Source organism: Rhodoluna lacicola (assembly GCF_000699505.1).
Classification (GTDB): Bacteria; Actinomycetota; Actinomycetes; order Actinomycetales; family Microbacteriaceae; genus Rhodoluna; species Rhodoluna lacicola.
Genome location: NZ_CP007490.1, coordinates 1205928 through 1231515 on the forward strand (window position 1 = coordinate 1205928; position 25588 = coordinate 1231515).

Genomic DNA, 25588 nt, shown 5'->3' on the forward strand with positions numbered 1-25588 from the left:
TATGGCTAAGGCAATTCCAGTAGTTGAGGCTAAAGACCTGCACGCAGGTTACCTACCTGGCATCAACATTCTTAACGGATGTTCACTGACCGCCAATAAAGGCGAGTTGATCGGAATCATCGGACCTAACGGTGCCGGCAAGTCAACCTTGCTCAAGGCAATCTTTGGTCAGGTGAATGTGCGTAGCGGAAACATCTTGCTGAATGGTGAAGACATCACCGGACTCAAGGCAAATAAGTTGGTGGAAAAGGGCGTAGCTTTTGTGCCGCAGACAAACAACGTTTTCCCTAGCTTGACCATCGAAGAAAACCTTGAGATGGGTGTGTTCCAGAATCCAAAGGCTTTCAAGGAACGCTTTGAATTCGTGACCAGCATTTTTCCTGACCTAGCTACCCGCCGCGCGCAAAAAGCCGGGTCACTTTCCGGAGGTGAGCGTCAGATGGTTGCCATGGGTCGGGCACTTATGGTTGACCCTTCTGTGCTTCTTCTGGATGAGCCTTCAGCGGGTCTGTCTCCGGTTCGTCAGGACGAGGCTTTCCTGCGGGTTCGTGAAGTAAACAAGGCGGGCGTAACCGTGGTTATGGTAGAGCAGAACGCACGCCGTTGCTTGCAGATCTGTGACCGCGCCTACGTGCTTGACCAGGGTAAGGATGCACACACCGGTACCGGCCGTGAGCTACTAACCGACCCTAAGATGATCAAGCTCTACCTTGGCGACCTAGCCGAACAAAAGTAGGCCAGAACAAAAATCAAGTTCGCCAGACAAACATCGGAACGACGAAACCCCCGAGCAATGCTCGGGGGTTTCGCTTTGAACTAGTTATTACTTAACAGTGTTACCTGCAACAACCTTGATTAGGTTGTCTGAGTACTGTCCCTTTGAGTTGAAGCGGTAGATACCGATGTAAGCACCGGTTGGGTCACCGTTCTTGTCGAATTCAACTGGACCTGAAACACCATCGTAGTTAACCTTCTTGCCAGCCTTCAGTGCTGCTAGAGCAGCCTTGAAGTTTGACACGGTAACCTTGCCAGCACCCTTTAGAGAGATGTTAGTGATCTCCTTCTTGATGCCAGGGCCTGATGCGTCCTTTGCAGCCTGTGCAGCAATTGCTGCTAGCAATACTGCATCGTAAGTCTCAGCACCGTATGAGTACTCGGTTAGAGTCTTGCCGGTCTTAGCCTTGTAAACAGCTGCAAGCTTTGACTTGAAGCCAGCTGATAGTGCCTTACCAGGAAGAGTACCCTTCGCACCGTTTAGGTATGAAGCGAATGATTCCTTTGAGTAGTCAGCTAGGTTTCCATCAACGAAGTAGATGTTTGAACCGTTGTAACCCTTTGACTTCAATGCAGGAATCGCCTTGTAAGCCTCGTTGTATGAGATTAGAAGAACTGCATCTGGGTCATCTGCAAGAGCCTTGTCAACGATTGACGCAAAGTTGGTCTCGTTCTCAGGGAATGCGTATGACTTTACAGTTGCCTTACCCTTGGTCAGAGTTGCTGCAGCAACATCCTTTAGACCGTTACCGTATGAGGTGTCCTGGTAAACGATTGCTACGTTCTTTGCAGCGTCCTGAAGGATCTGGTTTGCAACGATCTTTCCCTGAAGTAGGTCAGATGGAGCAGTACGGAAGTAGTAACCGCCGTCTTTCCAGGTTGAAAGGTCAGGTGCGGTGTTAGACATTGAGATCTGAACAACCTTTGCACCGGTGATCTTGTTGATGATGCTTCGGGTTACACCTGAGGCTGCAGCACCAATAACAACGTCAACCTTGTTAGCCAAGTGCTTGGTTGCTGACTGGTCAGCGATGCTTAGAGTGTCACCGTCACCAGAGTCAAGAATGCTTAGTGAAACCTTCTTGCCAAGTACTCCACCGGCAGCGTTGATCTCGTCAACGGCCATGTGTAGACCTGCAATTTCAGGTGGTGAAAGGAATGAAAGGGCACCAGTTAGTGGGATAACCGCACCAATCTTTAGCTGGCTGTCTGCAGCCTGAGCCGGCAGAGCGGTACCGATTGCAAGGGCGATTGCAGAGAAACCTGCAACTGCTCCAAGCGCGCGGCGCTTTGAAACGTTGTTCATAAGAACTCCTATTTATTACTCCATGGAACGCACCGCGTCTATGCGGAACGTGAGTTTTAGCCTAATCACTTATTGGGGACAATGAAAATTTTTATGTAACAAAAGGGGGGACCCAACGTAAAGATTAGGTTACGAATTTATAACGACCGCTTCGTCAACCGGCCTGGCTGCGGCCCGGTTTCTGCGCAGTGCATCAAAAATAAGCACGGCAAGCCCTATCCAGACCAGCCCAAAACCAACCCATCGTGCTGTGGGCATTGGCTCCCCCAGCACGAATAGGGCAAGGCAGAACTGCAGCACCGGGGTTGTGTATTGAATAAAGCCCAAAAAGCGCAGCGGCAGCAATTGGGCCGCAGTGCCAAACATGATTAGCGGAACAGCGGTAAGTACACCAAAGAAAATCAGGCCCACGGTTCCCCAAAAACCTACGTTGCCAAACTGAATGCCGCCACCAGGGGTTCCTGCGGTCGCGGCGATGATCGCAAATTGCACACCGGCCAGCGGCAGCAGCATTCCGGCTTCCATGGCGAAAGAATTTACTGCGGTGACTCGGCCACCAAGTTTGTTTTTGGCCAGACCATAAATACCAAATGACCCAGCCAAGATCAGTGCAATCCAGGGCGGCTGACCGTAATCAAAAGTCAGCACGATTACCGCCACCGCGCCAAAGGCCGTAGCCACCCACTGAGCCCGGCTGAGTTTTTCGCCAAGAAAAATTACCGCAAGCAAAATGGTGACCAGCGGATTAATAAAGTAGCCCAGAGCGGTCTGAATGGTCTGCTGCGAAGCCACACCAATCACGTAGGCAATCCAATTGGTGGCAATAAACACCGTGGCCAGCGCCATCCACTTCATCAGGTTCTTATCTTTTAGAACACCGATAATCGCCGGCCAGCTGCGAGTCATTGTGGTGAGCAGAGCGGCCACTAGAAAGCCAAAGACAATTCGCCAGGTGACGATTTCAAGCGGCGTAGCAAAAGCCAGCATGGTGATGATTAGTGGAAAGCTGCCCCAGATCAGGTAGGCGCCAAAACCAAAGAAAAGACCCCGGCCGAAGCCGGGGTCTTTTTTGTTGTTCATGAGAACGACTTTAGCGAACTACTACCGCCAAAACGTCGCGTGCTGAAAGTACTAGGTACTCCTCGCCGTTGAACTTAAGCTCGGTGCCACCGTACTTTGAGAAGATGACCTTGTCGCCAACTGCTACGTCAACAGGAATGCGAACACCCTTGTCGTCTACGCGTCCAGGACCAACAGCAATTACTTCTGCTTCCTGTGGCTTTTCCTTGGCGGTGTCTGGAATTACCAGACCCGATGCAGTTACCTGCTCAGCCTCTACTGGGCGAACAACGATGCGATCTTCAAGCGGCTTGATTGAAACCGACATAGTAACCTCTCCTTTTATTGCGGGGTTTGTGTCTCAATGTTAGCACTCGACAGCCAAGAGTGCTAAATTCCATTTTGCCCTATTGGGCGCGCTATAAATAGGTAGCCTGTCCTAATGGAACGCCAAGACTTTATTCGCCTGCTCTCCCCAGAAGGTCAGGAGCTCTTGGCGAAGGTCGGCCCGCTCGAAGCCAAGGCCGATGTGGTCAAACTGGTTTCCAGCCTCAGGGCCCAGGGCAACGATGCCGCTTTGGTGGCGGCCGTACTGACCCAGGCTAAATTACGGCGCCGGGCCGCAGCAAAATTTGGCCCCTTTGCCGAGCGGATGATCTTTACAGAGGCCGGCCTTGAGCAGGCCTCCAGACTCAGCGTGGCTGCCCTGCACGCCAATCGATTCCGACAGGCTGGCCTAAACACTGTCGCCGACCTGGGTTGCGGTATCGGTGCTGAATCAATGGCGCTGGCCAGCCTTGACATCAACGTAAAGGCCTTCGAAATTGACGAGGTCACCGCCGCGGTTGCCACCTACAACCTGGCTCCCTTTGAGAACGCCTTCGTCGAGCAGGCTGATGTCACCACAGTTGACCTGTCAAAATTTGACGGGCTGTTTTTTGATCCGGCTCGGCGTGAGCTTGGCGGTCCAGCTCGCGAGCGCGCAAATCGCAAGTTTGACCCGGCGGCCTTCTCGCCAAGCTTTGACTTTGTCATGCAGGCTGCCGATCAGAAACCCACCGGCGTAAAGTTTGGCCCGGGTCACCCGCACGAGGCAATCCCAGACGATGCCGAGGCGCAGTGGGTATCGGTGGATGGGGACCTGGTGGAACTTGGCCTGTGGTTTGGATCGGTGGCTAGGCCCGGAGTAAAGCGTTCGGCCCTGCTGATCAGCGGCAACAGCAGGTACGAAATCATCAGTCACGCCGCGGAACGTCTGGATGCCCCGATAGCCGAGCTAGGTGATTTTGTTTACGAACCCGATAACGCGGTCGTGCGCTCACATCTGATTGGCCAACTAGCCGAGCAAATTGAGGCGCACCTGTTCGCTCCGGAGATTGCCTACCTCACCAGCGACAAGGAAATAACATCGCCCTGGCTCAAGGGCTACCGGGTCATCGACAACCTGGTCTTTGACCGCAAGAAACTAAAAGCTTATTTACGCGAACGTGGCATCGGAGTTTTGGAGATCAAAAAACGCGGCAGCGATATCGTGCCCGAGCAATTGCGCAGGGAGCTGGCGCTTAAAGGTGAAGGCGCCGCCACCCTGATCGTGACCAGGGTGGGCGACGCCCACAGAGTGTTGGTTGCCGAGGCGATAGGGAAACCTCAGATTCCAAACTCTAAGTTCTAGTGACTTTTACCAATTAGAGAAACTAGAAATAGGTATAACCGTTAGCTGTTGTCCATCATTCCCGGCAGCTTTGGGCCCATGTGGTCCATGTCCCAGCCACCGCGCATTCCGCCCATGTCGCCATAGCCGTTCTTTGCTGCCCAGAACATGAATACTGTCCAGAAGACAGAACCCAGGATCCACAGGGCAATAGACACGTAGCCAAGAATTACGCCTGAGAGAGCAAGCGCGCGACCGTTTTCTCCGGTTCGCTTAATCTGAGCCAGTGAAATGTGCCCGGTGATAATTGCTGCCACAACACCAAAGCCGGTGAGTGCGGAAGCAAGTGACACTACTGAGAGTGTGTTTAGTTTGGTGAAATCGTATTTGTCCTTCTGCGGGACTGCATCTGTTTTAGCCATGCCCATAGTTGAACACCGATGGCTGGGAGTCCCCTGTGAGCAGCCTGTGTGTCACGTGTCAGAAATTGCTGCGACCTAGAGCGTCTGGACCGTGGTGACCGGCAGGGTTGAGTCTGAGCCAAAGTGCAAGCTAGAGGGTGCTCGGCCGGCCATGATCAGTTGGGCGCCAAGGGCGGCAATCATTGCTCCGTTATCGGTGCACAGACTTAGGGCAGGAATTCTGAGTTCAATGCCGTGCGCGTCACAGCGCTCCTGAGCCAGTTCGCGCAAACGCTTATTGGCCACTACCCCGCCGCCTAGAAGCAGGCGCGGCACCTTGTGATCTAGGCAAGCGTTGACGGCCTTGGTAACCAACACATCTGCAACCGCCTCACGGAATGATGCCGCGATGTCAGCCACGTTGATTGGCTCGTCTTTGGTTTCGGCAACTTCTACCCAGCGGGCTACCGCGGTTTTCAAACCGGAGAAAGAAAAGTCGTAACGGTGCTTTTCCATATCTTTTGGCAACGACAGGCCACGCGGGAAACGAATTGCTTTTGGATCGCCACCGATAGCTGCCTTGTCAATTTCTGGTCCGCCCGGATATTTCAAACGTAGAACGCGGGCGACTTTGTCGAAGGCCTCGCCCGCGGCATCGTCAATTGTTTCACCAAGCAGCTCAACATCGTTGATTAAATCGCGTACCAAAAGAAGAGAGGTGTGCCCACCACTCACTAAGAGTGCCACTGTAGGGGTTTGCAATTCACCGCGTTCAAGAACGTCAACGCCAACGTGACCAACCAAGTGATTGACCGCGTAAATAGGTTTTTCGATTGCCACGCTCAAAGCTTTTGCCGCACCAATTCCAACCATGAGGGCACCACCAAGACCAGGGCCGTTGGTCACCGCAATTGCATCGATGTCTTTCAGAGAAAGATTTGCCTTCGCCAGCGCTTGATCAAGAGTTGGCTTTAGTGCCTCAAGGTGCGCGCGGGCGGCGATCTCTGGAACCACTCCACCAAATCGGGCATGCTCGTCCATCGATGAAGAAATGATGTTGGCCAGCAGGGTGTTGCCACGCACAATGCCAACGCCGGTTTCATCGCAAGATGTCTCGATTCCCAAGACAACTGGTTCGCGGCCGATCGATGTCTTGGCAAATTGCAAACGCATTACCCAGGCATCAACATCATCTGGTTGGTAATAGCGCTTGCGGGTATCGATGTGTTCAAAACCAAGTGCTAGGTAAAGTTTTTGCGCTGCCGGATTGTCGGCGCGCACCTCAAGAAAAATTTCTTGAGTGTGTAGTCGACGAGCCTCTTTTAGCAGCTCAAGCATCAGCGCCTTGCCGATTCCTTGACCGCGCGCAGCCTGGCTCACCGCGATGGTCTGAATATCTGCCTGGTCGTTGCCCGGAATCTTGCTTAGCCCGGCGAACCCAATAAGTTTGCCCTGGTCTGTTGGGCCTTCAAAGGCGGCTAGATAGTAGGTGTGGTGGGCAACCACTTCAAAGTGCATGGTATCTGCATCCCAGGCATCATTGCCAAAGCAGGCGTTTTCAAGTTCCATGATTGCGTCAAGGTCTTGATCGTTAGCCTCGCGAATTTTGTAATTTAGATTGCTAATTGAGCTGGTCATCCGGAAACCCGCTTTCCAAACTCACGCAAATCCTTAGGGGCCACCGCGTCTGCCTCACGAAGGTAAAGTGCGCTCACACTTTGCGAGGCTGTGCCATCTAGCAGTTGGGCCTCAAAAACTTTGCCAAGGTCAACCGCATTAATTTTGAGGTCGGTTCGTTGAAATTCTTTTACTGCCAGTAGTTCTTCCAGTGCGGCCGGCTTTGCCACCGCTGGTCCCTCAACCAGGATTGGTGCTCCAGATTTTGACAGACCCGAGTACAGCGCCCAGTAAACTTCGCTGCGGCGAGCATCGGCGGTGACTAACAACGGTTTAGTCGCTGCACCCGGTGCAACGCCAAGTTTGTTGAACGCGGCAAGGGCAATTGCGTCAAGGCTGGTAACTCCCCAGAGTTTTGCACCCACACCCTCGGCAAACATCAGCGCTGCAGCAATTCCAATGCGCAAACCGGTGAACGGGGCAGGGCCGCGGCCAACCACAACATTTGAAATTCTGCTGGGATTAATCTCAGCAGCGGCAATAGCCTGAGCGATTGCATCACCGATGCGCTCAGCATGCTTCATGTTCTCGTCAAAGTGAATTTCGCTACGAGTTTCATCTCCCTGGAGCACGGCAACTGTGGTGCCGGCAGAAGTGTCAATGCAAAGTGTGTAGTTAGGCATTTGCAGCACCGCCAGAATCGGTTGCCGTCTTGTGCTCACTGATAATTACCTCGCGCACTTCGGATTCCCCGGTGTGATCGCGTTCGATGTCTATCTCGATCCAGCGGTCGGTAATTCCATCGGTGTAGCCCTTGCCCCACTCCACAATTGTGATTGAGTTTTCGAAATCAATATCTAGGTCATCCAATTCGGCGGCGCTCGAAAGGCGATAGGCATCTACGTGCACCAGCACGTGTTCTTGGCCTTCAAGTTTGTGGGTGCGGGCGATTACAAAAGTTGGGCTAGAGACGTTGCCGATTGCGCCCAGCGCCTCGCCGATACCGCGAGTCAGAGTTGTTTTGCCGGCACCAAGCGGGCCGGTTAGCAGAACTAAGTCACCGGGTTTGAAAGTTGCGCCCAGCTGGACCCCCAAGTTATGCATGGCCTGGGGTGACTCAATGATGTGCTTGGCCGATGCTTTCTTTGAAGGCATGGCCACCTAGTTACTTTCTCCTAGGTAGCTGCGGTGAAAGCGGCCGCCCATTCGAGTCACAATCTCGTAGTTGATTGTGTCGCAGGCCGCGGCCAAATCATCGGCAGATGGAACTCCGGCCGCCGGATCACCAAAAATCGTGACCAAGTCCCCGGCTACCACGGCGTCGTCTCCGACATCCAGCACGAACTGGTCCATTGCCACCCGGCTGTTTACCGAGTACTGCTTGCCGTGAATAGAAACCTGCGCCTTGCCGGTTGCATTGCGCGGTAGCCCCTCTGCGTAGCCAACCGGAATCAATGCCAGGGTGGTCTCGGCCGCGGTGCGATGCAGGTAGCCGTAACTAACCCCCTGATTGGCACCCACGCGCTTGGTTTGGGTGACTCGCGCGGTTGCGGTCATCGCCGGCACCAAACCAAAATCGGCCGCACTGTTTTCGACAAAAGGTGAAAGCCCATAAAGTGCCACACCGATGCGCACCATCTCATAGTGAGCCTGTGGGTAGCGCAAAAGTCCGTCGCTCGCGACTAGGTGGCGCAGTTCAAAATCAATACCGGCGGCCTTGGCCTCGTCACAGGCTGCCTCAAATCTGGCAATCTGGTTTAGGTCATCGGCTTCGCTGGTGCACGACAGGTGACTGAAAATTGCAACCACCTGAATAAATCCTTCGGCCACTAGTTCGTGTGCCTTCTGCAACACCTCGGGCCACTCGGCTGCGCCGGCACCGTTTCGGCCAAGACCGGTGTCAACCTTTAGGTGCACACGTGCGACTCGTCTTAGTTGCTGCGATGCTTTAGCAATTCGTTCCAAGTGATCGATGTTGGCGATGCCAAGTTCAATGCCCGCGTCAATTGCGGACACAAAGTTTTCGGTTGGTGAGTGCAGCCACGCCAAAATTGGAAGATCAATTCCTTCGGCACGAAGTTTCATTGCCTCTTCGATGTCGGCAACACCAAGATAGTCGGCGCCCGCGGCCTCAAGTTTTTTTGCCACCGGCAACATGCCGTGACCATAAGCGTCTGCTTTGATAACAGCCAAGGCAAGTGCGCCATTTGTCTTTGCGCGCATTGTGTTTAAATTTTTAGCGATGGCGTCGAGGTCAATGATCAGTTCTCTCATTGTGGATCCCCTTCTGCCACTACGAATGCAACGGCAACATCACCGTCGTGCGAAATTGATACATGTAATTTTCTCACTCCGGCACGCAGCGCCAACTTGGCAGTTTCACCGTGCAGCCAAATCACCGGCTTACCGCTTGATTCCTTGCCCACCTCAATGCCGTGCCATTCAATACCCGGCTCTCCACCCAGGGCCTTGATTACGGCTTCTTTAGCGGCGAACCTGCCAGCGAGGGTCTGAATGCTGGCTTCGGCCCCATTGTTCAGGGTCTCGATGTCCAGAAAAAGGCGATCCTTGAGACGCGGGGTCTCGGCCAGTTTGGATTCAAAGCGGCTTAGTGAAACGGTGTCGACACCTGTTCCTAAAATCATTTATTCAACGGCCTTATTCAACTGTGACCGACTTGGCGAGGTTGCGTGGCTGGTCAACGTCAAGGCCCTTGGCGCTGGAAAGCTCAAGAGCAAAAACCTGCAGTGGAATCACGGTCAGGATTGAAGAGAAAATGTTTTCGCAGCTTGGCACATAAATTACGTGCTCCGCAAAGTTAGCGACATCGGTGTCACCGTCTTCGGCAACAGCAATTACCTTTGCACCACGAGCACGAATTTCTTGAATGTTAGAGATCACCTTTGGGTGCAGGCTGTCGCTGTCGCGCGGGCTTGGCACAATCACAATTACCGGCTGGCCCTCTTCAATCAAAGCAATCGGCCCGTGCTTCAATTCTCCGGCGGCAAAACCCTCTGCGTGAATGTAGGCAAGCTCCTTGAGTTTAAGCGCCCCCTCCATGGCAACCGGGAATCCCACATTGCGACCCAAGAACAACACCGATTTTGCATTCGCCATTTCTTTACCAAGCGCGCGCACATCATCAAGACGCTCAAGCACCTGAGTCACACGTGCCGGCATCTTCAAAAGTTCTTGGCCTAGGCTGCGCAAAACTTTTTGCTCGGTGGCGTTGCGACCTGCCGCAAGGAATAACGCCAGCAAATAGCCCGCAGTGATTTGGGCAACCAGTGCCTTGGTTGAAGCCACGGCAACCTCTGGGCCAGCGTGGGTGTAAATGGTGGCGTCAGATTCACGAGCAAGGGTGGCACCCTGGGTGTTGCAAATGGCCAGCACCTTGGCGCCCTGCTCCTTGGCGAAGCGAGTCGCCATGAGGGTGTCCATGGTTTCACCCGATTGTGAAACGGCAACAATCAAAGTGTTGGCGGTGATGATTGGATCGCGGTAGCGGAACTCATGTGAGAGCTCAACCTGCACTGGTATGCGCGCGAACTTTTCGATGGCGTACTTAGCCACATCACACGCGTAACTTGCTGTGCCACAAGCAACCATGATGATGCGATCAATATTTTTGATGTCCTCGGCAGTCAAGCCATCAATCTCGGAAAGTCGCACCGAGCCATCGGAAGCCAAGCGACCCATCAGTGTGTCGGCAACCGCCTGTGGCTGGTCGGCAATTTCTTTAGCCATGAACGATGACCAACCACCCTTTGAAGCGGCCGAGGCATCCCAGCTAACCTCAAACTCAACCGGGGTAACCGGGGCACCGTCGAAAGTGCGAATCTCAATTTCACTGGCACGCAAAATCACAATCTCGTCTTGACCAACTGAAATCGCGCGCTTGGTGTGCTCAACGAAAGCCGCGACGTCTGATCCCAAAAAGTTTTCGCCATCGCCCAGACCAATTACCAGTGGAGAATTACGACGGGCTGCCAAAACAACATCGGGTTGGTCTTCGTGAATTGCCAGCAGGGTGAAGGCACCGTGCAGGCGCTTGACCACGTTGGTGAATGCGGTCGGCAGGTCACCGGTTTTCTCAAACTCGGCGGCGACCAGGTGGGCGGCAACCTCGGAATCGGTCTCCGAGGCAAATTTTGTGCCTGCGGCCACCAGCTCAGCCTTGAGCTCATAGAAGTTTTCGATGATTCCGTTGTGAATCAAAGACAGCTTGGCGGCCGAGCCACCGATGTGCGGGTGAGCATTTCCATCTGTAGGTGCCCCGTGGGTTGCCCAGCGGGTGTGACCAATGCCAATGTGGGCATCTGGCAGCGGGTGGTTGGTGATCTCGTTGATGAGGTTGTCGAGCTTGCCGGCTTTTTTGCGGGTCTCCAGACCGGTGCCAGAAATAACCGATACGCCGGCGGAGTCATAGCCGCGGTATTCAAGGCGACGAAGCCCACCCAGCAGAACCTCGAGTGTTGACTTTGGGCCTACGTAGCCAACGATTCCGCACATAGGTACTAATTTACGGCAGAATAGACCGTTGTGAGCGATGCGCTAAGCCCTTTCAACGAGATAAGTCGTGAAGACTGGGCTGTCCTCGGCAATTCAACCGAGCTTCCACTGACTGAGTCAGAAATTCAGCAAATCCGCGGGCTCGGCGACTTTCTAGATATCAAAGAGGTGCAGGACGTCTACCTGCCGCTGAGTCGCCTGCTAAATCTTTATGTGACCGAGCACCAAAAACTTCACCGCAGCACCAGCGACTTCCTCGGCGAGCGCGCTGGCCGGGTGCCATTTATTATCGGTGTTGCCGGTTCTGTGGCGGTGGGCAAGTCAACCGTTTCGCGTCTGCTCAAAGAGCTGCTCAGTCGCTGGGATGGCACGCCAAGCGTGGAGATGATCACCACCGATGGATTCCTGCACCCAAACGAGGAACTTGAGCGACGCGGGCTGATGTCTCGCAAGGGCTTCCCCGAGTCGTACGACCGCATGGCCTTGCTTGAGTTCATCGCCGATGTGAAGAGCGGTGCCAAAGAGGTTTCGGCGCCGGTCTACTCACACCTGATCTATGACATCGTTGCGGGCCAGCGACAGACAATCAAAAACCCCGATGTCTTGATCGTTGAGGGACTGAACGTTTTGCAATCACCCGGTCCCGGTCAGTATGTTGCGCTGAGCGACTTTTTTGACTTCAAGATTTACGTTGACGCCGACACAAAGAATTTGACCCAGTGGTTCTTGGATCGCTTCGAAAAGCTGCGGGACACCGCCTTTACCAACCCAGCCTCTTATTTTCACCGATACGCCGAGATGCCCCACGAGAAGGCTCTGGCCCGGGCCAACGAAATCTGGTCAACCATCAACTTGCCCAACTTGATTGAGAACATCCTGCCCACACGCTCTAGGGCCACCTTGGTGCTGCAGAAGGGCGCAATGCACGCGGTTGAGCGGGTTTTGCTTCGTAAGCTCTAGGTTTTGCGGCTTAGGCGACCCTGGTTGGTTTACCTTATTAACAGATAACGTGACCCAATCGTAACCGATTAACGGATGAGCGGGCTTGCTGTAGCGGTTGACTCAGAGTGAGCCACCGTATGGGTGTCGCCGAGGGTCTCAGATCTTGGCCCAGACGATGCAAACGATGACTTCTTATATAAGTACATCTATTGAGAGGCTTCAAATGAACACATTGTCTAATGCATTAGACAACGGCCAATTTAACTTGGTCTACAACATTTTGTCGCTGGGAATAGCATCGATGCTATTTACAGCGATTTTCCTATTTGTGGCTCGCGAGCGCGTATTGCCTCGTTACCGCATTGCAGTGATGGTTTCAGCGACAGTAACCGCTATCGCCGCGTACCACTACTTCCGTATGTTCGACAACTTCAGCCACGCATTTGCTGGAGCAGAAAACAATCCAGACGCATACAACGTTGGATACCGCTACGTTGACTGGCTACTAACAGTGCCATTGCTATTGGTTGAATTGGTTGCAGTACTTGCACTTGCTAAGGCAGCCCAGAGCTCAATCTTGAACCGCTTGGTTCCTGCAGCAGCAGCAATGATTGTTCTTGGTTACCCTGGTGACGCAAAGCTAGACATCTGGGGCATCGCGCCATCAGTATGGGGCTTGCTATCAACCATTCCTTTCCTATACATCCTGTACGTACTATTCATTGAGCTTGGCAAGAGCTTGTCTCGCCAGTCAGAGGCAGTACAGAAGAAGGTAAAGATTCTGCGCCTATTGCTAATTGCAACCTGGGGCGTTTACCCAATCACCTTCATCTTGGCAATGGGTACCCCTCCGGGTGCACCGTTCAACGCCAGTGAGTTTGTAGCTCGTGAAGTTGGATACAGCATTGCTGACATCCTGGCCAAGTGTCTATTTGGTCTGATCATCTACAGCATCGCTCGTATCAAGTCAGCTGAAGATGACAAGGAATTCGCAAAGGCAGAGTTCAAAGACGCCTAAGCAAAACCAATAGAAATGGGCTCCCGGAAACGGGGGCCCATTTTTATTTGCGAATATTTTTAGAGCGCGAGTTGTTTCTCAACCACGCGGGCAATTCGATCAGCCCAAGATTGCGCGGTGCCTTCATCGGCTGCCTCAACCATTACGCGCACCAGTGGCTCGGTTCCCGAAGCACGCAAGAGAACTCGGCCGGTGCCGTGTAACTCTGACTCTGCCGCGGCAACCGCCTGTTGAACTTCTGCATCGGTGTTGACACGACTCTTATCTACGCCAGGAACGTTGATTAGCACCTGAGGATAAATCTTCATCACCGATGCCAACTCGGCCAAAGACTTTTTAGTGCGAGCGATCTCGGCACCGATTTTTAGGCCGGTAAGAATTCCATCACCGGTGGTTGCATACTGCGCAAAAATCACGTGACCAGACTGCTCGCCACCAAGTGTGTAACCACCGGCGCGCATCTCTTCAAGAACGTAGCGGTCTCCCACTCCGGTTTCAATCAGGTTGATGTCGTGTTCCTTCATGGCGATACGAAGTCCAAGGTTTGACATCACGGTGGCCACCAAAGTGTTGCGGGCTAGCTGGCCGCGTTCTTTTAGCGATAGCGCCAAAATTGCCATGATCTGATCGCCGTCAATAATTGCACCCGATGCATCTACCGCAAGGCAACGATCGGCATCACCGTCGTGGGCTACACCAAAATCTGCACCGTGCTCGAGCACCGCAGCCTGGAGTGCCGACATGTGGGTTGATCCGTAACCCTCGTTGATGTTGTTGCCGTCTGGGTCTGCGCCAATCACGATTACCTTGGCACCAGCATCGGTGAATACCTGGGGTGAAACTCCGGCAGCCGCTCCGTGGGCACAGTCAACTACCACGGTCAGGCCATCTAGTCGATTAGGCAGCGAACGCAGCAGGTGCACAATGTATCGATCTTCTGCATCGGCAAAGCGCTGCACTCGACCAACCGCTGCGCCTACAGGAGCCAGTGGCTCGGCAGACATTGCGGCCTCAATTTTGTCTTCGATTTCATCAGCAAGTTTGTGACCGCCGCGAGCAAAGAATTTAATTCCGTTGTCAGGAGCTGGGTTGTGTGAAGCAGAAATCATCACACCAAAGTCAGCGTCAAGGTCATCGGTAAGAAATGCGGTTGCCGGTGTGGGTAGTACGCCAGCGTCAAATACATCAACACCAGAGCTGGCCAGACCGGAGGAAATTGCTGCCGCTAAAAATTCGCCAGAGATGCGTGGGTCGCGACCAATAACGGCCTTTGGTTTAATTCCGCGAGCGCGGGCATCTTCACCAAGAATGATGGCGGCGGCTTGCGCGAGTTTGGTGGCAAGTTCTGCCGTTAAATCACGATTGGCGAGACCTCGAACACCATCGGTGCCAAAGAGTCTCGCCATTTCGTAAGCCTATGCTTTTGAAAGCTAGAAAGTGAAGATTAACGCTTCGAGAACTGTGAAGCCTTACGTGCCTTCTTTAGACCAGCCTTCTTGCGCTCGATAACACGAGGGTCGCGCTTTAGGAAGCCTGCCTTCTTTAGTGAAGGGCGGTTGTTGTCGCGGTCGATCTCGTTTAGTGCACGAGCGATACCTAGACGAAGCGCACCTGCCTGACCAGCGATGCCACCACCGTGGATACGAGCAACAACGTCGTACGCGTTCTTTAGATCAAGAACGGTGAATGGATCGGTGATTAGCTGCTGGTGCAACTTGTTTGGGAAGTAATCTGCAAGCTCGCGACCGTTCACCTTGATAACTCCGGTGCCTGGCATGATGCGAACACGTGCAACAGCTTCCTTACGACGACCTAGGCCTGCGCCTGGTGTGGTAAGTGGGCCACGTGACTTAACCGGAGCAGCCTTAGCTGCTGGGGTCTCGGTGGTGTAGCTCTCTGGTGTGGTTTCTACGGTTTCTTTTGACACGTCAAATTCCTTACTGAGCTACCTGGTCGATGATGAAAGGCTTTGGCTGCTGTGCAGCGTGTGGGTGCTCTGCACCTGCGTAAACCTTAAGTTTGTTTAGCTGGGTTGCACCTAGCTTGTTGTGAGGAAGCATTCCCTTGATGGCTTTTTCAACAGCCTTCTCAGGTGACTTCTCTAGAAGTTCTGCATAAGTAGTAGCAGTCAAACCACCTGGGTAACCAGAGTGACGGTAAGCCTTCTTCTGCTTTAGCTTTGAACCGGTTAGAGCAACCTTCTCAGCGTTGATGATCACAACGAAATCACCGTTGTCCATGTGAGGAGCAAAGGTTGGCTTGTGCTTGCCGCGCAACAATGCTGCTGCGTGGGTTGCTAGACGGCCGAGAACTACATCGGTGGCGTCGATGACTAGCCACTCGTTGCTCAGCTCGTGAGCCTTTGGAGAATAAGTACGCACGTTAAATTGCCTTCTACTTCTGTATCGGATTGAGATGAACCCGCGACTGAAGAAGAAACTTCAAGGGATTCAAGCTTTTTACATCGGCACTTACTGCCGATACCAAAGGTCAATACTAACCCGCAGACTGGGGCTAGGTCAAACCCTAGTTTTGAACTGAATCAGTCCTCGGCCTCGTCTAAAGTCCGCAGATTCTTGGCCATCTCGGCCTGTGCCGCGAGCTTGTCGTCGGCCGGATAACCCACCTCAATCAGGGTCAAACCGTGTGGCGGTTGGACCTTGAATGAGCCAATTCTTGAGCGCTTTTCAAGACGCTTGATCACGCCATCAGGAGTAGTTTTACCCTCCCCCGCGGCAATTAGAGCCCCCACGATAGCACGCACCATGTTGTGGCAGAAGGCATCGGCCAAAATCTCGACCTCGATAACGTTCCCGGCATCGGGGTTGCGCTTTACGGTAAGTTCGCGAACCTCACGGATGGTGGTTGCCCCAAGTTTGGGGCGGCAAAATGAGGCGTAGTCGTGCAATCCAATTAGGCCCAGGGCCGAGGCCTGCATCTGGACCAGGTCAAGCTCGTGCTTGATCCACAGGGTTGAACGGGCCAAAAGCGGGTTTTTTGGGGCCAATTTGTCGGCAATTACGTAGCGATACCGGCGGTAGGAGGCCGAGTATCGGGCGTCAAAGCCGGCTGGAGCCTCGGAAACGGAGTAAATGCGGATGTCTTGAGGAAGCAGGTCATTCAGGCTGCCCATCATGCCAACCGTGCGACCCAGGCGCTTTAGCTGCTTTTGGGTGAGGTCAATGTGAATTACCTGGCCGGTGGCGTGGACACCAGCATCGGTGCGGCCGGCAACTCGCATATCGAACGCAGTCTTGGATTTACCAAAAACGGTAGTCAGTGCCTTGAGCAATTCTCCCTGCACTGTGCGGTGCTTCTTCTGCGCTGCGAAGCCCCAGTAATTGGTGCCGTCGTAGGCCAGGTCAATCCGGTAACGAATAAACCCGTCAACCGATGGGTCGACGGGCTTATTCATAATTCAGGAGAGTTGTAGAGGATTAAGCCTCTGGGGTCTCTTCAGCTGGAGTCTCTTCGGTTCCAGCTGCTTCCGCTGCTGCCTCTTCAACTACTGGAGCTTCAACTGCAGCGGCCGGAGCCTCAGCAACTGTCTCAGCAGCTGTCTCGCTAGCGTCCGATAGTTCCTCGACTGGTTCTGAAACCGCTGCCGCGGTTCCAGCAGTTGCCTTCACAGCGTTCTCAAGCTTTGGCTTCTTGTTAATTGCCTTTGGGTTCACTGGCTCAAGAACAAGCTCGATCAGTGCCAAAGGAGCGTTGTCGCCCTTACGGAAACCTAGCTTGGTGATGCGAGTGTAGCCACCCTGACGGTCTGCAACCTGAGGTGCAATGTTGGTGAACAGTTCGTGCACAACAGACTTATCGGTGATCATGGTCATCACACGGCGACGAGCGTGTAGGTCTCCGCGCTTTGCGAAAGTTACTAGACGCTCAGCAAGTGGACGAAGACGCTTGGCCTTGGTCTCAGTTGTGGTGATCTTGCCGTGCTTGATCAACGAAGTTGCCATGTTGCGAAGAAGCAGACGCTCGTGAGCTGGTCCGCCTCCTAGACGTGGGCCTTTAGTTGGGGCTGCCATTTTTTTCTCCTCTTAGAAATTCTCGAGAGACCTGCGGCTTACGCCTGGTCGTCCTCGTCGTATGCCGAGCTGAAGTACGCTGCGTCAAAACCTGGTACAGCATCCTTGAACTTAAGTCCCATAGAAATTAGCTTGTCGCGAACTTCATCAACAGACTTGCTGCCGAAGTTGCGGATGTTCATCAACTGGTCCTCTGAAAGAGCAATTAGCTCTGACACGGTGTTGATGCCTTCACGCTTTAGGCAGTTGTATGAACGGACGGTTAGGTCCAGGTCTTCGATAGGCATTGCAAGCTCAGGTGATAGGCCAGCCTCTACAGGTGCTGGGCCGATCTCGATACCTTCTGCTGCAGTGTTTAGCTCGCGAGCAAGACCGAATAGTTCAACCAAAGTAGAACCTGCAGATGCAACTGCATCGCGAGGAGTGATTGATGGCTTGGTCTCAACATCAACAATTAGCTTGTCGAAGTTTGTGAACTCACCGGCACGAGTTGCCTCGACGCGGTAAGAAACCTTTAGAACTGGTGAGTAGATCGAGTCGATCGGAATCACACCAGCATCTGCATCTGGGTTGCGGTTCTGAGATGCCTGAACGTAGCCACGGCCACGCTCGATGGTTAGCTCAACCTCAAACTTTGCCTTTGCATTGATAGTTGCAATAACTAGCTCTGGGTTGTGAACCTCAACACCTGCAGGGACCTGAATGTCAGCTGCTGTTACAACGCCAGCGGTCTGCTTGCGAAGGTGGGCAACTACAGGTGCATCGTGCTCAGATGAAACAACTAGATCCTTGATGTTCAAGATGATCTCAGTTACGTCTTCTTTTACACCTTCGATGGTGCTGAACTCGTGACGAACACCCTCGATGCGAATGTTGGTAACTGCTGCACCTGGAATAGATGACAACAGGGTACGACGAAGTGAGTTTCCAAGTGTGTAACCAAAACCTGGCTCAAGTGGCTCAAGTGAGAAACGTGAACGGTTTGATGAAAGTACTTCTTCGTGAAGTGATGGACGCTGTGCAATTAGCACTATGGTTCCTTTCAGCTAGATATCCACTATTTGATATCTATTTGTTGGGGCCTAAGCAGTGGCCACTGCTCAGGTTTGAAACGTGAATCTTTTGCCACGAGGTTTTACGTGATGTCGGAGACATCACAATAAATACTGCGAGCGATTTTAAGTTTTTGAATTTAGTTTTTTAGGACTAAACGCGGCGACGCTTTGGAGGGCGGCAACCGTTGTGAGGCTGTGGAGTCACGTCAGAGATTGAACCAACCTCAAGACCTGCGGCCTGTAGTGAACGGATTGCAGTTTCGCGACCAGAGCCTGGGCCCTTTACGAAAACGTCAACCTTCTTTAGGCCGTGCTCCTGCGCCTTGCGAGCCGCTGCTTCTGCTGCTAGCTGCGCTGCGAAAGGAGTTGACTTACGTGAACCCTTGAAGCCAACATCACCTGATGATGACCATGAGATAACTGCACCGGTGGTGTCAGTGATCGAAATGATTGTGTTGTTGAAGGTCGACTTGATGTGAGCCTGACCAACAGCAATATTCTTTTTGTCCTTCTTGCGAGGCTTGCGTGCTCCCGCTGCTGCCTTAGGTGCTGCCATGAGATTTCTCCTAGATTCTTAAAGTTTGTGGGGGCTCTCGTGATTAACGAGCAGCCTTCTTCTTGCCGGCTACGGTACGCTTTGGACCCTTGCGAGTACGTGCGTTTGTTTTGGTGCGCTGGCCACGAACTGGAAGACCCTTGCGGTGGCGAATACCTTCGTATGAACCGATCTCAACCTTGCGGCGAATGTCTGCGTTAACATCACGGCGGAGGTCACCCTCAACCTTGAAGTTTCCTTCGATGTGGTCACGAATAGCAACCAACTGATCGTCGGTAAGGTCCTTTACGCGGATGTTTTTGTCAATTTTGGTCTCAGTCAAAATCTTTGCTGAGCGAGTACGGCCAATTCCGTAAATGTAGGTAAGTGCGATTTCGACGCGCTTTGCGTCTGGAATATCGGCTCCGGCAACACGTGCCATGGGATTTCTCCTTGTTGTTAGAAGGTCTGCAGCATCACATCCGAATCTCACGATTGGGCTCCGGCCTTCTCCGGAGGTGAAGTTCCTAAGAACTTTGTGGTGCCTTATGTTTTGTAGCTATTTAGTTTTAGTTTTGGATCTTTGCTTCACGGTTTATGCGCCGTGTCGTAGATGCGGCAGTGAATTAACCCTGGCGCTGCTTGTGACGTGGGTTGTCGCAGATAACCATGACGCGACCGTGACGACGAATGACTTTGCACTTGTCGCAGATCTTCTTAACGCTTGGGTTAACCTTCATGATTTTTTCCTTTTTATTTGTAGCGATAAATGATGCGACCACGGCTCAGGTCGTATGTGCTTAGCTCCACAATCACGCGGTCCTCTGGGAGGATACGAATGTAGTGCTGGCGCATCTTGCCTGAGATGTGGGCTAGTACCTTGTGACCGTTGTCTAGTTCCACGCGAAAAAACGCGTTTGGTAGAGCTTCGACGACCGAACCTTCGATCTCGATGACACCGTCTTTACTGGCCATAACTCACTTATCTACTTCAAGTTTTTTGGGGAATCCGCACGCAAAAATACCTACCTAAAAGGTGGGATTTGCGGATAGAAACACCGAGTTCCAATCCTACGGAATATGGCCGGAAAATGCTAGTTAAGCGGAACCGGAACTACACCGAATGGGGCAAGTCCTGAGGCTCCCCCATCCTCGGCGGTCAAAACCCATATGCCTCGGTCATGGACCGCCACCGAATGTTCCCAGTGGCTTGCATCGGAGGCATCCTTGGTAGACACAGTCCAGCCATCGCCCAAAACCTTAGTTACCGCAGATCCTGCCGTGACCATGGGTTCAATGGCAACGACTAGGCCAGGTATTACTTTTGGCCCATTTCCGCGAACCCGATAGTTGTAAACCGCCGGATCCTCATGCATTGACCGACCAATGCCGTGGCCCACGTATTCTTCGAGAATTCCGTAGTTGATTCCGTCTTTTTGACCCTGGGCCTCGATGTAGTCCTGAATCGCCTCGCCCACCTGGTTTAGGTGCTTGGCCTTAGCTAAGGCGGCAATTCCGGCCCAAAGTGAGCTCTCGGTTACGTCCGACAGCTTTTGGCGACGAGCAAGGGTATCGGGGTTGGTTTCACCAGGCACGATTACGGTGATGGCGCTGTCGCCGTTCCACTCACCGATTTCGGCGCCGCAGTCGATGGAGACGATGTCGCCGGCCTGCAAAATGCGATTTACGGCAGGGATTCCGTGGACCACCTCGTCGTTGATTGAGGCACAGATGGTGTGGCTGTAGCCAGGCACCAGTTGAAAGTTTGAGTGGCCACCCAGTGCGTTGATGGTGTCGTCGGCGATTTTGTCTAGTTCAAGGGTGGAAATGCCGGGCTTGATGGCTTGACGAACAGCCTTTAGGGCAGCGGCCGTGGCCAAGCCTGCCTCACGCATGAGGATTATTTGTTCGTTGGTTTTTAATTCAAACCCGTGACGTGCCATTTAGTTAGTTGGAAGAAGTGCGGGCGTTTAGCGCCTCAAGAATGCGGCCGGTAACTTCTTCAACTTCGCCAAGTCCGTCAACGGTTACCAAAAGTCCACGACCTGCGTATACAGAAGTAAGTGGAGCGGTCTGCTCTTCGTAAACCTCAAGGCGGCGACGAATCACGTCCTCGGTGTCGTCGGCGCGACCCTGTTCGATTGCGCGGTTCAAAAGACGACGCACAACTTCATCGGTGTCTGCAGTTAGTTGCACAACCACGTCAAGCTTGTTGCCCTGTGCCTCAAGAATTGAATCAAGTTCGGCAACCTGCTCAGCGGTGCGCGGATAGCCGTCAAGCAAAAAACCTGACTTTGCGTCGTCTTGAGAAAGGCGATCGCGAACAAGGTCATTGGTTAGTGAATCTGGAACGTACTCGCCGCGATCCATGAACGCCTTGGCCTGCTTTCCAAGCTCAGTTTCATTCTTTACGTTGTGACGAAAGATGTCTCCGGTTGAAATTGCAGGGATGCTGTAGGCAGCTGAAAGCTTCTCTGCCTGGGTACCCTTGCCGGCACCTGGGGCGCCAATCAAGAGTAGGCGGATCACTTTAGAAGACCTTCGTAGTTTCGCTGTTGCATCTGAGCGTTGATCTGCTTGACAGTGTCAAGACCAACACCAACGATGATGAGGATTGAAGTTCCACCGAATGGGAAGTTCTGGTTTGCACCAATAGCGGTGAAGGCCACCAAAGGAATCAAAGCAATGAGACCTAGGTAGATAGCACCGGCGAAGGTGATGCGTGAAAGCACAAACTCCAGGAATTCCATGGTTGGGCGACCGGCACGAATACCAGGCACGAAACCACCGTACTGCTTCATGTTGTCGGCAACTTCTTCAGGGTTGAAGGTAATTGCTACATAGAAGTAGGTGAATCCAAGAATCAGGAAGAAGTAGATTGCCATGTAAAGCGGGCTGTCACCCTGAGTTAGGTAGGTAGAAACCCAGGTAACCCAACCGGCAACCTGACCGTTGGCGTCTGGCTGGTTGAACTGAGCGATCAGAGCCGGTAGGTAAAGAAGTGACGAAGCAAAGATAACTGGAACAACACCAGCCATGTTTACCTTGATTGGAATGTAGGTGCTCTGCCCACCGTAGGTGCGGCGTCCAACCATGCGCTTTGCGTACTGAACAGGAATGCGGCGCTGTGACTGCTCAACCAAGATAACCAGGCCAACCACAACAACACCGATAGCGATAACGATCAGTAGGGTCTCGATGCTCTTGGTCTCTGCGATGCTCAAAAGAGATGAAGGGAACTGTGCGGCAATCGAGGTGAAGATAAGAAGTGACATACCGTTACCAACACCGCGCTCGGTGACTAGCTCACCCATCCACATGATCAGACCGGTACCCGCAGTCATGGTGATGACCATGAGGGTAACCGCAATCGGTGATGAGTCGGTAAGAATAGGAAGCACACAGTCAGCACCAAACAATGCACCCTGGCGAGCAACAGCAATCAAAGTTGTTGACTGAAGAACACCAAGAGCGATGGTTAGGTAGCGAGTGTACTGAGTAAGAGTTGCCTGGCCTGCGGCACCCTCTTTATAAAGGGTTTCGAAGCGAGGAATAACTACGCGAAGTAGCTGAGTGATGATCGATGCGGTGATGTAAGGCATGATGCCCAACGCAAAGATAGAAAGCTGAAGAAGAGCGCCACCAGAGAATAGGTTTACGAGTTCGTAAAGACCTGAGGTGTTCTGGGTCTGAGCTAGACACTTTTGAACGTTGCCATAGTCAACGAATGGGGCAGGGATAAACGAGCCCAAACGGAAAATGGCAACGATCGCAAGCGTAAACGCAAGCTTGTTACGTAGATCCGGAGTGCGGAATGCACGAACAATAGCGCTAATCAAAATTCAGTCCTTTAGTTAACAGTTCCGCCAGCTGCGACGATCTTGGTCTTTGCAGACTCAGATACCTTGTCGACAGTGATGTTTAGTTTAACCGCGATGTCGCCGTTTCCTAGGACCTTTACAGGCTCGTTCTTGCGAACAAGACCCTTGGCTACTAGATCAGCGACGGTCACGTTTCCGCCTGCTGGGAACATCTCGGCAAGAGTTTCTACGTTAACTACCTGGTACTCAACGCGGAATGGGTTCTTGAAACCGCGAAGCTTTGGAGTACGCATTACTAGACGCACACCACCACCTTCGAAGCCTGGACGAACCTGGTAACGAGCCTTTGTACCCTTGGTACCACGACCTGAAGTCTTACCCTTTGAACCCTCACCACGACCAACACGAGTGCGGTCCTTCTTTGAGCCCGGAGCCGGACGCAAGTGGTGAAGCTTTAGAACGTTTGACTTCTCAGCGGCAGGCTTTGCAGCCTTCTTGGCAGCGGCAGCCTTTGGAGCTGCTGCTTTTGCTTCGGTCTCTTCAGCCTTTGCAGCCTTTGGAGCTGCTGCCTTTGCAGGAGCTGCTTTTGCAGCAGCTGGCTTCTTTGCAGCGGTTGACTTTTCTTCAGCCATTAGTTGATCTCCTCAACCTTTACTAGGTGTGCAACAGTGCTAACCATGCCGCGCACAGACTTTGAATCTTCCTTGACGATGATGTCGCCAATTCGCTTTAGTCCTAGAGTGCGAAGGGTCTCGCGCTGGTTTGGCTTGTTGCCAATCGAGCTCTTGATCTGGGTTACCTTTAGGCGAGTTGCCATTATGCACCAGCCTTCTGCTGACGAAGAAGACCTGCCGGAGCAACTTCTTCTAGCGATAGGCCACGACGTGCTGCAACTGCTGCTGGCTCTTCGAGCTGACGCAGTGCCTCAATGGTGGCGTGAACGATGTTGATGGTGTTTGAAGATCCCAATGACTTTGAAAGCACATCGTGAACTCCGGCACACTCAAGTACCGCACGAACAGGACCACCGGCGATAACACCGGTACCCGCTGCTGCAGGACGAAGAAGTACAACACCAGCAGCTGCCTCGCCCTGAACCGGGTGAGGAATTGTGCTTGCGATGCGAGGAACGCGGAAGAAGTTCTTCTTGGCTTCTTCTACACCCTTAGCAATAGCTGATGGAACTTCTTTTGACTTTCCGTAGCCAACGCCAACTAGACCGTTGCCGTCACCGACAACTACTAGAGCGGTGAAGCTGAAACGACGTCCACCCTTTACAACCTTTGAAACGCGGTTGATTGTAACAACGCGCTCTAGGAATGGGCTCTTCTCGGTTTCGCGCTCACGACGATCGTTGCGTGGTGCACGCTCGCGTGAACCGCGACGTGCGTCGCGCTCGTTGGTTTCTGTAGCCTCAACAACAGTTGATGCTGCTCCAGTTGTCTCAGTTGACACTGTTTGCTCCTTGTTTTCAGACATTAGAGAACCAACCCGCCTTCACGTGCGCCGTCAGCGATAGCTGCTACACGACCGGCGTACTTGTTACCGCCACGGTCGAATACAACTTCTGAGATGCCAGCCTTCTTAGCGCGCTCGGCGATAAGTAGACCAACAGCCTTTGATTTAGCTGACTTGTCGTCAGATGACTTACGCATTTCTGCTTCCATGGTTGACGCAGACACCAGGGTGATGCCCTTGGTGTCGTCAACTACCTGGACGAATACGTGGCGTGCTGAACGAGTTACAACTAGACGAGGACGAAGTGCGTCACCGGCAATCTTCTTGCGAAGACGTAGGTGGCGACGACCACGAGCGGCTGACTTGCTCTTGCCGCGAGTCTTAGGAATGAGACCCATGATTACTTACCTGACTTTCCGGCCTTGCGACGAATAACTTCGCCAGCGTAACGAACACCCTTGCCCTTGTAAGGCTCTGGCTTACGAAGCTTGCGCAAGTTTGCAGCCATTTCACCAACAGCCTGCTTGTTGATACCAGCAACGGTCACCTTGGTGTTACCCTCGACGACAAAGCTGATGCCAGCAGGTGGCTGAATAAGAATTGGGTGTGAGTAACCAAGAGCGAACTCTAGGTCTGAACCCTTTGCGGTTACACGGTAACCGGTACCCACAATTTCAATACCCTTGGTGAAACCGTTGGTTACACCCTCGATGTTGTTTGCGATCAGTGTGCGAGTTAGACCGTGCAGTGAACGTGATACACGCTCATCGTCTGGACGGGTAACAACGATTGAGTTGTCCTCAAGTGCAATTGTGATCGGAGCTGGAACTTCGTGAGACAAGGTTCCCTTAGGACCCTTTACCTCAATTGAAGAACCGTTAATCTTTACCTCGACGCCGGCTGGAACCGGAATCGGCAATCTACCAATACGTGACATGAGTGATTACCAAACGTAGGCGAGAACTTCCCCACCTACTCCTTTCTTGGCAGCCTGACGGTCAGTAAGTAGACCTGATGAAGTTGAAAGAATTGCGATACCCAATCCACCAAGAACACGAGGAAGCTCGGTTGACTTTGCGTAAACGCGAAGACCTGGCTTTGATACGCGCTTGATACCAGCAAGTGAACGCTCGCGGTTTGGGCCGTACTTTAGATCGATAGTAAGTGTCTTACCTACTTCTGCATCTTCAACCTTGATGCCAGCAACGTAACCCTCTGACTTGAGGATCTCTGCAATGTTTGCCTTTAGCTTGCTGTAAGGCAGGCTAACGGTTTCGTGGTACGCAGAGTTTGCGTTGCGCAGCCGGGTCAGAAAATCTGCAACCGGATCTGTCATTGTCATTGTTTTACTGCTTTCTTCGGAGGTATCCGGCTCGTTTACAAGCGGCCGGACCTTCCCGATTTAGGG

General features: G+C 52.8%; 33 protein-coding genes. 4 read left to right on the plus strand and 29 right to left on the minus strand.

The annotated features are described in order from the left end of the window. Position 1: 1 nt before the first annotated feature. Entirely contained in the window at positions 2–736 is a 735-nt protein-coding gene (locus tag RHOLA_RS05940; protein ID WP_038503126.1) for an ABC transporter ATP-binding protein, read from the plus strand. 87 nt (positions 737–823) lie between these two features. Here the strand turns inward: RHOLA_RS05940 and RHOLA_RS05945 are convergent, their stop codons facing one another. From RHOLA_RS05945 to groES, 3 genes are all read right to left on the minus strand, one after another. Further along, positions 824–2080: an ABC transporter substrate-binding protein gene (locus RHOLA_RS05945; RefSeq protein ID WP_051636340.1), complete on the minus strand. Its 1257-nt coding sequence runs from the start codon at positions 2078–2080 to the stop codon at positions 824–826. A gap of 129 nt (positions 2081–2209) precedes the next feature. Further along, on the minus strand, positions 2210–3160 hold the full coding sequence (gene rarD / locus RHOLA_RS05950; RefSeq protein ID WP_038503129.1) for an EamA family transporter RarD: 951 nt from the start codon (positions 3158–3160) through the stop codon (positions 2210–2212). 10 nt (positions 3161–3170) lie between these two features. Further along, positions 3171–3467 carry a co-chaperone GroES gene (gene groES, locus RHOLA_RS05955; protein ID WP_038503131.1) on the minus strand — a complete coding sequence of 99 codons (297 nt, stop codon included), beginning with the start codon at positions 3465–3467 and terminating at the stop codon, positions 3171–3173. Positions 3468–3581: 114 nt separating this feature from the next. Between groES and RHOLA_RS05960 the strand changes: the two genes are divergently transcribed. Continuing rightward, a complete protein-coding gene (locus RHOLA_RS05960) occupies positions 3582–4811 on the plus strand; it encodes a THUMP-like domain-containing protein (RefSeq protein ID WP_038503132.1) in 1230 nt (409 codons plus the stop codon). A 41-nt stretch (positions 4812–4852) separates the two neighbouring features. Here the strand turns inward: RHOLA_RS05960 and RHOLA_RS07140 are convergent, their stop codons facing one another. The 7 genes from RHOLA_RS07140 to glmS all read right to left on the minus strand — a co-directional run bounded on the left by RHOLA_RS07140 (position 4853) and on the right by glmS (position 11320). Next, positions 4853–5212: a DUF4190 domain-containing protein gene (locus RHOLA_RS07140; protein WP_084321526.1), complete on the minus strand. Its 360-nt coding sequence runs from the start codon at positions 5210–5212 to the stop codon at positions 4853–4855. 75 nt (positions 5213–5287) lie between these two features. Further along, positions 5288–6829 (minus strand): tRNA (adenosine(37)-N6)-threonylcarbamoyltransferase complex transferase subunit TsaD, encoded by a 1542-nt coding sequence (gene tsaD / locus RHOLA_RS05970; RefSeq protein ID WP_144239031.1) that lies wholly within the window; start codon positions 6827–6829, stop codon positions 5288–5290. Then, a complete protein-coding gene (gene tsaB, locus RHOLA_RS05975) occupies positions 6826–7530 on the minus strand; it encodes a tRNA (adenosine(37)-N6)-threonylcarbamoyltransferase complex dimerization subunit type 1 TsaB (RefSeq protein ID WP_158384513.1) in 705 nt (234 codons plus the stop codon). Before tsaB ends, tsaD begins: the two co-directional genes overlap by 4 nt. Continuing rightward, positions 7484–7963: a tRNA (adenosine(37)-N6)-threonylcarbamoyltransferase complex ATPase subunit type 1 TsaE gene (gene tsaE, locus RHOLA_RS05980; RefSeq protein WP_051636404.1), complete on the minus strand. Its 480-nt coding sequence runs from the start codon at positions 7961–7963 to the stop codon at positions 7484–7486. The genes tsaB and tsaE overlap by 47 nt, the downstream gene beginning before the upstream one ends. Before the next feature lie 6 nt (positions 7964–7969). Continuing rightward, positions 7970–9082, minus strand: a complete 1113-nt coding sequence (alr, locus tag RHOLA_RS05985; protein ID WP_038503134.1) for an alanine racemase — start codon at positions 9080–9082, stop codon at positions 7970–7972. Further along, a complete protein-coding gene (locus RHOLA_RS05990) occupies positions 9079–9453 on the minus strand; it encodes a holo-ACP synthase (protein ID WP_038503135.1) in 375 nt (124 codons plus the stop codon). Before RHOLA_RS05990 ends, alr begins: the two co-directional genes overlap by 4 nt. A 13-nt stretch (positions 9454–9466) precedes the next feature. Further along, entirely contained in the window at positions 9467–11320 is a 1854-nt protein-coding gene (gene glmS, locus RHOLA_RS05995) for a glutamine--fructose-6-phosphate transaminase (isomerizing) (RefSeq protein WP_038503138.1), read from the minus strand. A 30-nt stretch (positions 11321–11350) separates the two neighbouring features. On the opposite strand from glmS, the gene coaA reads away from it, so the two are divergent. Both coaA and RHOLA_RS06005 read left to right on the plus strand, forming a co-directional pair. Then, on the plus strand, positions 11351–12280 hold the full coding sequence (gene coaA, locus RHOLA_RS06000; protein WP_038503139.1) for a type I pantothenate kinase: 930 nt from the start codon (positions 11351–11353) through the stop codon (positions 12278–12280). 205 nt (positions 12281–12485) lie between these two features. Then, positions 12486–13280, plus strand: coding sequence for a bacteriorhodopsin-like (locus tag RHOLA_RS06005; protein ID WP_174376652.1), 795 nt, complete (start codon positions 12486–12488; stop codon positions 13278–13280). Between the two features lie 59 nt (positions 13281–13339). On the opposite strand, the gene glmM is transcribed toward RHOLA_RS06005, so the two are convergent. The 19 genes from glmM to rpsH all read right to left on the minus strand — a co-directional run bounded on the left by glmM (position 13340) and on the right by rpsH (position 25522). Continuing rightward, positions 13340–14686 carry a phosphoglucosamine mutase gene (gene glmM, locus RHOLA_RS06010; RefSeq protein ID WP_038503140.1) on the minus strand — a complete coding sequence of 449 codons (1347 nt, stop codon included), beginning with the start codon at positions 14684–14686 and terminating at the stop codon, positions 13340–13342. Between the two features lie 38 nt (positions 14687–14724). Next, positions 14725–15207 carry a 30S ribosomal protein S9 gene (rpsI, locus tag RHOLA_RS06015; protein WP_038503141.1) on the minus strand — a complete coding sequence of 161 codons (483 nt, stop codon included), beginning with the start codon at positions 15205–15207 and terminating at the stop codon, positions 14725–14727. A 10-nt stretch (positions 15208–15217) separates the two neighbouring features. Continuing rightward, a complete protein-coding gene (gene rplM, locus RHOLA_RS06020) occupies positions 15218–15661 on the minus strand; it encodes a 50S ribosomal protein L13 (protein ID WP_038503143.1) in 444 nt (147 codons plus the stop codon). A gap of 161 nt (positions 15662–15822) precedes the next feature. Beyond that, positions 15823–16695: a tRNA pseudouridine(38-40) synthase TruA gene (gene truA / locus RHOLA_RS06025; RefSeq protein WP_038503144.1), complete on the minus strand. Its 873-nt coding sequence runs from the start codon at positions 16693–16695 to the stop codon at positions 15823–15825. A 22-nt stretch (positions 16696–16717) separates the two neighbouring features. Further along, positions 16718–17311, minus strand: coding sequence for a 50S ribosomal protein L17 (gene rplQ / locus RHOLA_RS06030; RefSeq protein WP_038503146.1), 594 nt, complete (start codon positions 17309–17311; stop codon positions 16718–16720). Positions 17312–17349: 38 nt separating this feature from the next. Beyond that, positions 17350–18342 carry a DNA-directed RNA polymerase subunit alpha gene (locus RHOLA_RS06035; RefSeq protein ID WP_038503147.1) on the minus strand — a complete coding sequence of 331 codons (993 nt, stop codon included), beginning with the start codon at positions 18340–18342 and terminating at the stop codon, positions 17350–17352. A gap of 175 nt (positions 18343–18517) precedes the next feature. Further along, positions 18518–18922, minus strand: coding sequence for a 30S ribosomal protein S11 (gene rpsK / locus RHOLA_RS06040; protein WP_038503148.1), 405 nt, complete (start codon positions 18920–18922; stop codon positions 18518–18520). A gap of 43 nt (positions 18923–18965) precedes the next feature. After that, positions 18966–19343, minus strand: coding sequence for a 30S ribosomal protein S13 (rpsM, locus tag RHOLA_RS06045; RefSeq protein WP_038503150.1), 378 nt, complete (start codon positions 19341–19343; stop codon positions 18966–18968). Between the two features lie 184 nt (positions 19344–19527). Next, on the minus strand, positions 19528–19641 hold the full coding sequence (rpmJ, locus tag RHOLA_RS06050) for a 50S ribosomal protein L36 (RefSeq protein ID WP_038503151.1): 114 nt from the start codon (positions 19639–19641) through the stop codon (positions 19528–19530). A 13-nt stretch (positions 19642–19654) separates the two neighbouring features. Continuing rightward, the gene (gene infA, locus RHOLA_RS06055) at positions 19655–19876 is read right to left on the minus strand and encodes a translation initiation factor IF-1 (protein WP_038503152.1); all 222 of its coding nucleotides are present in this window, start codon (positions 19874–19876) and stop codon (positions 19655–19657) included. Positions 19877–19995: 119 nt separating this feature from the next. Next, positions 19996–20844, minus strand: a complete 849-nt coding sequence (map, locus tag RHOLA_RS06060) for a type I methionyl aminopeptidase (protein ID WP_038503153.1) — start codon at positions 20842–20844, stop codon at positions 19996–19998. A 4-nt stretch (positions 20845–20848) separates the two neighbouring features. Beyond that, on the minus strand, positions 20849–21430 hold the full coding sequence (locus tag RHOLA_RS06065) for an adenylate kinase (protein ID WP_038503155.1): 582 nt from the start codon (positions 21428–21430) through the stop codon (positions 20849–20851). Then, on the minus strand, positions 21427–22740 hold the full coding sequence (gene secY, locus RHOLA_RS06070) for a preprotein translocase subunit SecY (RefSeq protein WP_038503156.1): 1314 nt from the start codon (positions 22738–22740) through the stop codon (positions 21427–21429). Before secY ends, RHOLA_RS06065 begins: the two co-directional genes overlap by 4 nt. 11 nt (positions 22741–22751) lie before the next feature. After that, positions 22752–23354: a 50S ribosomal protein L15 gene (rplO, locus tag RHOLA_RS06075; RefSeq protein ID WP_084321444.1), complete on the minus strand. Its 603-nt coding sequence runs from the start codon at positions 23352–23354 to the stop codon at positions 22752–22754. Then, positions 23354–23539 (minus strand): 50S ribosomal protein L30, encoded by a 186-nt coding sequence (rpmD, locus tag RHOLA_RS06080; protein WP_038503157.1) that lies wholly within the window; start codon positions 23537–23539, stop codon positions 23354–23356. The genes rplO and rpmD overlap by 1 nt, the downstream gene beginning before the upstream one ends. Then, entirely contained in the window at positions 23539–24201 is a 663-nt protein-coding gene (gene rpsE / locus RHOLA_RS06085; RefSeq protein WP_038503159.1) for a 30S ribosomal protein S5, read from the minus strand. The genes rpmD and rpsE overlap by 1 nt, the downstream gene beginning before the upstream one ends. Next, on the minus strand, positions 24201–24578 hold the full coding sequence (gene rplR / locus RHOLA_RS06090) for a 50S ribosomal protein L18 (protein ID WP_038503160.1): 378 nt from the start codon (positions 24576–24578) through the stop codon (positions 24201–24203). The genes rpsE and rplR overlap by 1 nt, the downstream gene beginning before the upstream one ends. 2 nt (positions 24579–24580) lie before the next feature. Further along, positions 24581–25117 (minus strand): 50S ribosomal protein L6, encoded by a 537-nt coding sequence (rplF, locus tag RHOLA_RS06095; RefSeq protein ID WP_038503161.1) that lies wholly within the window; start codon positions 25115–25117, stop codon positions 24581–24583. 6 nt (positions 25118–25123) lie between these two features. Continuing rightward, positions 25124–25522: a 30S ribosomal protein S8 gene (gene rpsH / locus RHOLA_RS06100; protein WP_038503163.1), complete on the minus strand. Its 399-nt coding sequence runs from the start codon at positions 25520–25522 to the stop codon at positions 25124–25126. Positions 25523–25588 lie beyond the last annotated feature (66 nt).

What these genes read in the sequence shown, in the direction of transcription:
- rpsE (WP_038503159.1), bottom strand. Translation starts at nt 24,201, where the DNA reads ATGTCTGAAAACAAGGAGCAAACAGTGTCAACTGAGACAACTGGAGCA.
- infA (WP_038503152.1), bottom strand. Translation starts at nt 19,876, where the DNA reads ATGGCCAGTAAAGACGGTGTCATCGAGATCGAAGGTTCGGTCGTCGAA.
- tsaD (WP_144239031.1), bottom strand. Translation starts at nt 6,829, where the DNA reads ATGACCAGCTCAATTAGCAATCTAAATTACAAAATTCGCGAGGCTAAC.
- rplQ (WP_038503146.1), bottom strand. Translation starts at nt 17,311, where the DNA reads ATGGCAGCCCCAACTAAAGGCCCACGTCTAGGAGGCGGACCAGCTCAC.
- rpsM (WP_038503150.1), bottom strand. Translation starts at nt 19,343, where the DNA reads ATGGCACGTGTTGCCGGAGCCGATATTCCAGACGCAAAGCGCGTCGAA.
- rpsH (WP_038503163.1), bottom strand. Translation starts at nt 25,522, where the DNA reads ATGACAATGACAGATCCGGTTGCAGATTTTCTGACCCGGCTGCGCAAC.
- rpmD (WP_038503157.1), bottom strand. Translation starts at nt 23,539, where the DNA reads ATGGCAACTCGCCTAAAGGTAACCCAGATCAAGAGCTCGATTGGCAAC.
- rpsK (WP_038503148.1), bottom strand. Translation starts at nt 18,922, where the DNA reads ATGGCAGCACCTAAGGCAGCAGCGGGAGCACGCAAGCCTCGCAAGAAG.
- tsaE (WP_051636404.1), bottom strand. Translation starts at nt 7,963, where the DNA reads ATGCCTTCAAAGAAAGCATCGGCCAAGCACATCATTGAGTCACCCCAG.
- RHOLA_RS05990 (WP_038503135.1), bottom strand. Translation starts at nt 9,453, where the DNA reads ATGATTTTAGGAACAGGTGTCGACACCGTTTCACTAAGCCGCTTTGAA.
- rplF (WP_038503161.1), bottom strand. Translation starts at nt 25,117, where the DNA reads ATGTCACGTATTGGTAGATTGCCGATTCCGGTTCCAGCCGGCGTCGAG.
- rplO (WP_084321444.1), bottom strand. Translation starts at nt 23,354, where the DNA reads ATGGCTGAAGAAAAGTCAACCGCTGCAAAGAAGCCAGCTGCTGCAAAA.
- alr (WP_038503134.1), bottom strand. Translation starts at nt 9,082, where the DNA reads ATGAGAGAACTGATCATTGACCTCGACGCCATCGCTAAAAATTTAAAC.
- RHOLA_RS05945 (WP_051636340.1), bottom strand. Translation starts at nt 2,080, where the DNA reads ATGAACAACGTTTCAAAGCGCCGCGCGCTTGGAGCAGTTGCAGGTTTC.
- groES (WP_038503131.1), bottom strand. Translation starts at nt 3,467, where the DNA reads ATGTCGGTTTCAATCAAGCCGCTTGAAGATCGCATCGTTGTTCGCCCA.
- rplR (WP_038503160.1), bottom strand. Translation starts at nt 24,578, where the DNA reads ATGGGTCTCATTCCTAAGACTCGCGGCAAGAGCAAGTCAGCCGCTCGT.
- RHOLA_RS05940 (WP_038503126.1), top strand. Translation starts at nt 2, where the DNA reads ATGGCTAAGGCAATTCCAGTAGTTGAGGCTAAAGACCTGCACGCAGGT.
- glmM (WP_038503140.1), bottom strand. Translation starts at nt 14,686, where the DNA reads ATGGCGAGACTCTTTGGCACCGATGGTGTTCGAGGTCTCGCCAATCGT.
- map (WP_038503153.1), bottom strand. Translation starts at nt 20,844, where the DNA reads ATGGCACGTCACGGGTTTGAATTAAAAACCAACGAACAAATAATCCTC.
- glmS (WP_038503138.1), bottom strand. Translation starts at nt 11,320, where the DNA reads ATGTGCGGAATCGTTGGCTACGTAGGCCCAAAGTCAACACTCGAGGTT.
- rpmJ (WP_038503151.1), bottom strand. Translation starts at nt 19,641, where the DNA reads ATGAAGGTTAACCCAAGCGTTAAGAAGATCTGCGACAAGTGCAAAGTC.
- rarD (WP_038503129.1), bottom strand. Translation starts at nt 3,160, where the DNA reads ATGAACAACAAAAAAGACCCCGGCTTCGGCCGGGGTCTTTTCTTTGGT.
- RHOLA_RS07140 (WP_084321526.1), bottom strand. Translation starts at nt 5,212, where the DNA reads ATGGCTAAAACAGATGCAGTCCCGCAGAAGGACAAATACGATTTCACC.
- RHOLA_RS05960 (WP_038503132.1), top strand. Translation starts at nt 3,582, where the DNA reads ATGGAACGCCAAGACTTTATTCGCCTGCTCTCCCCAGAAGGTCAGGAG.
- truA (WP_038503144.1), bottom strand. Translation starts at nt 16,695, where the DNA reads ATGAATAAGCCCGTCGACCCATCGGTTGACGGGTTTATTCGTTACCGG.
- RHOLA_RS06005 (WP_174376652.1), top strand. Translation starts at nt 12,486, where the DNA reads ATGAACACATTGTCTAATGCATTAGACAACGGCCAATTTAACTTGGTC.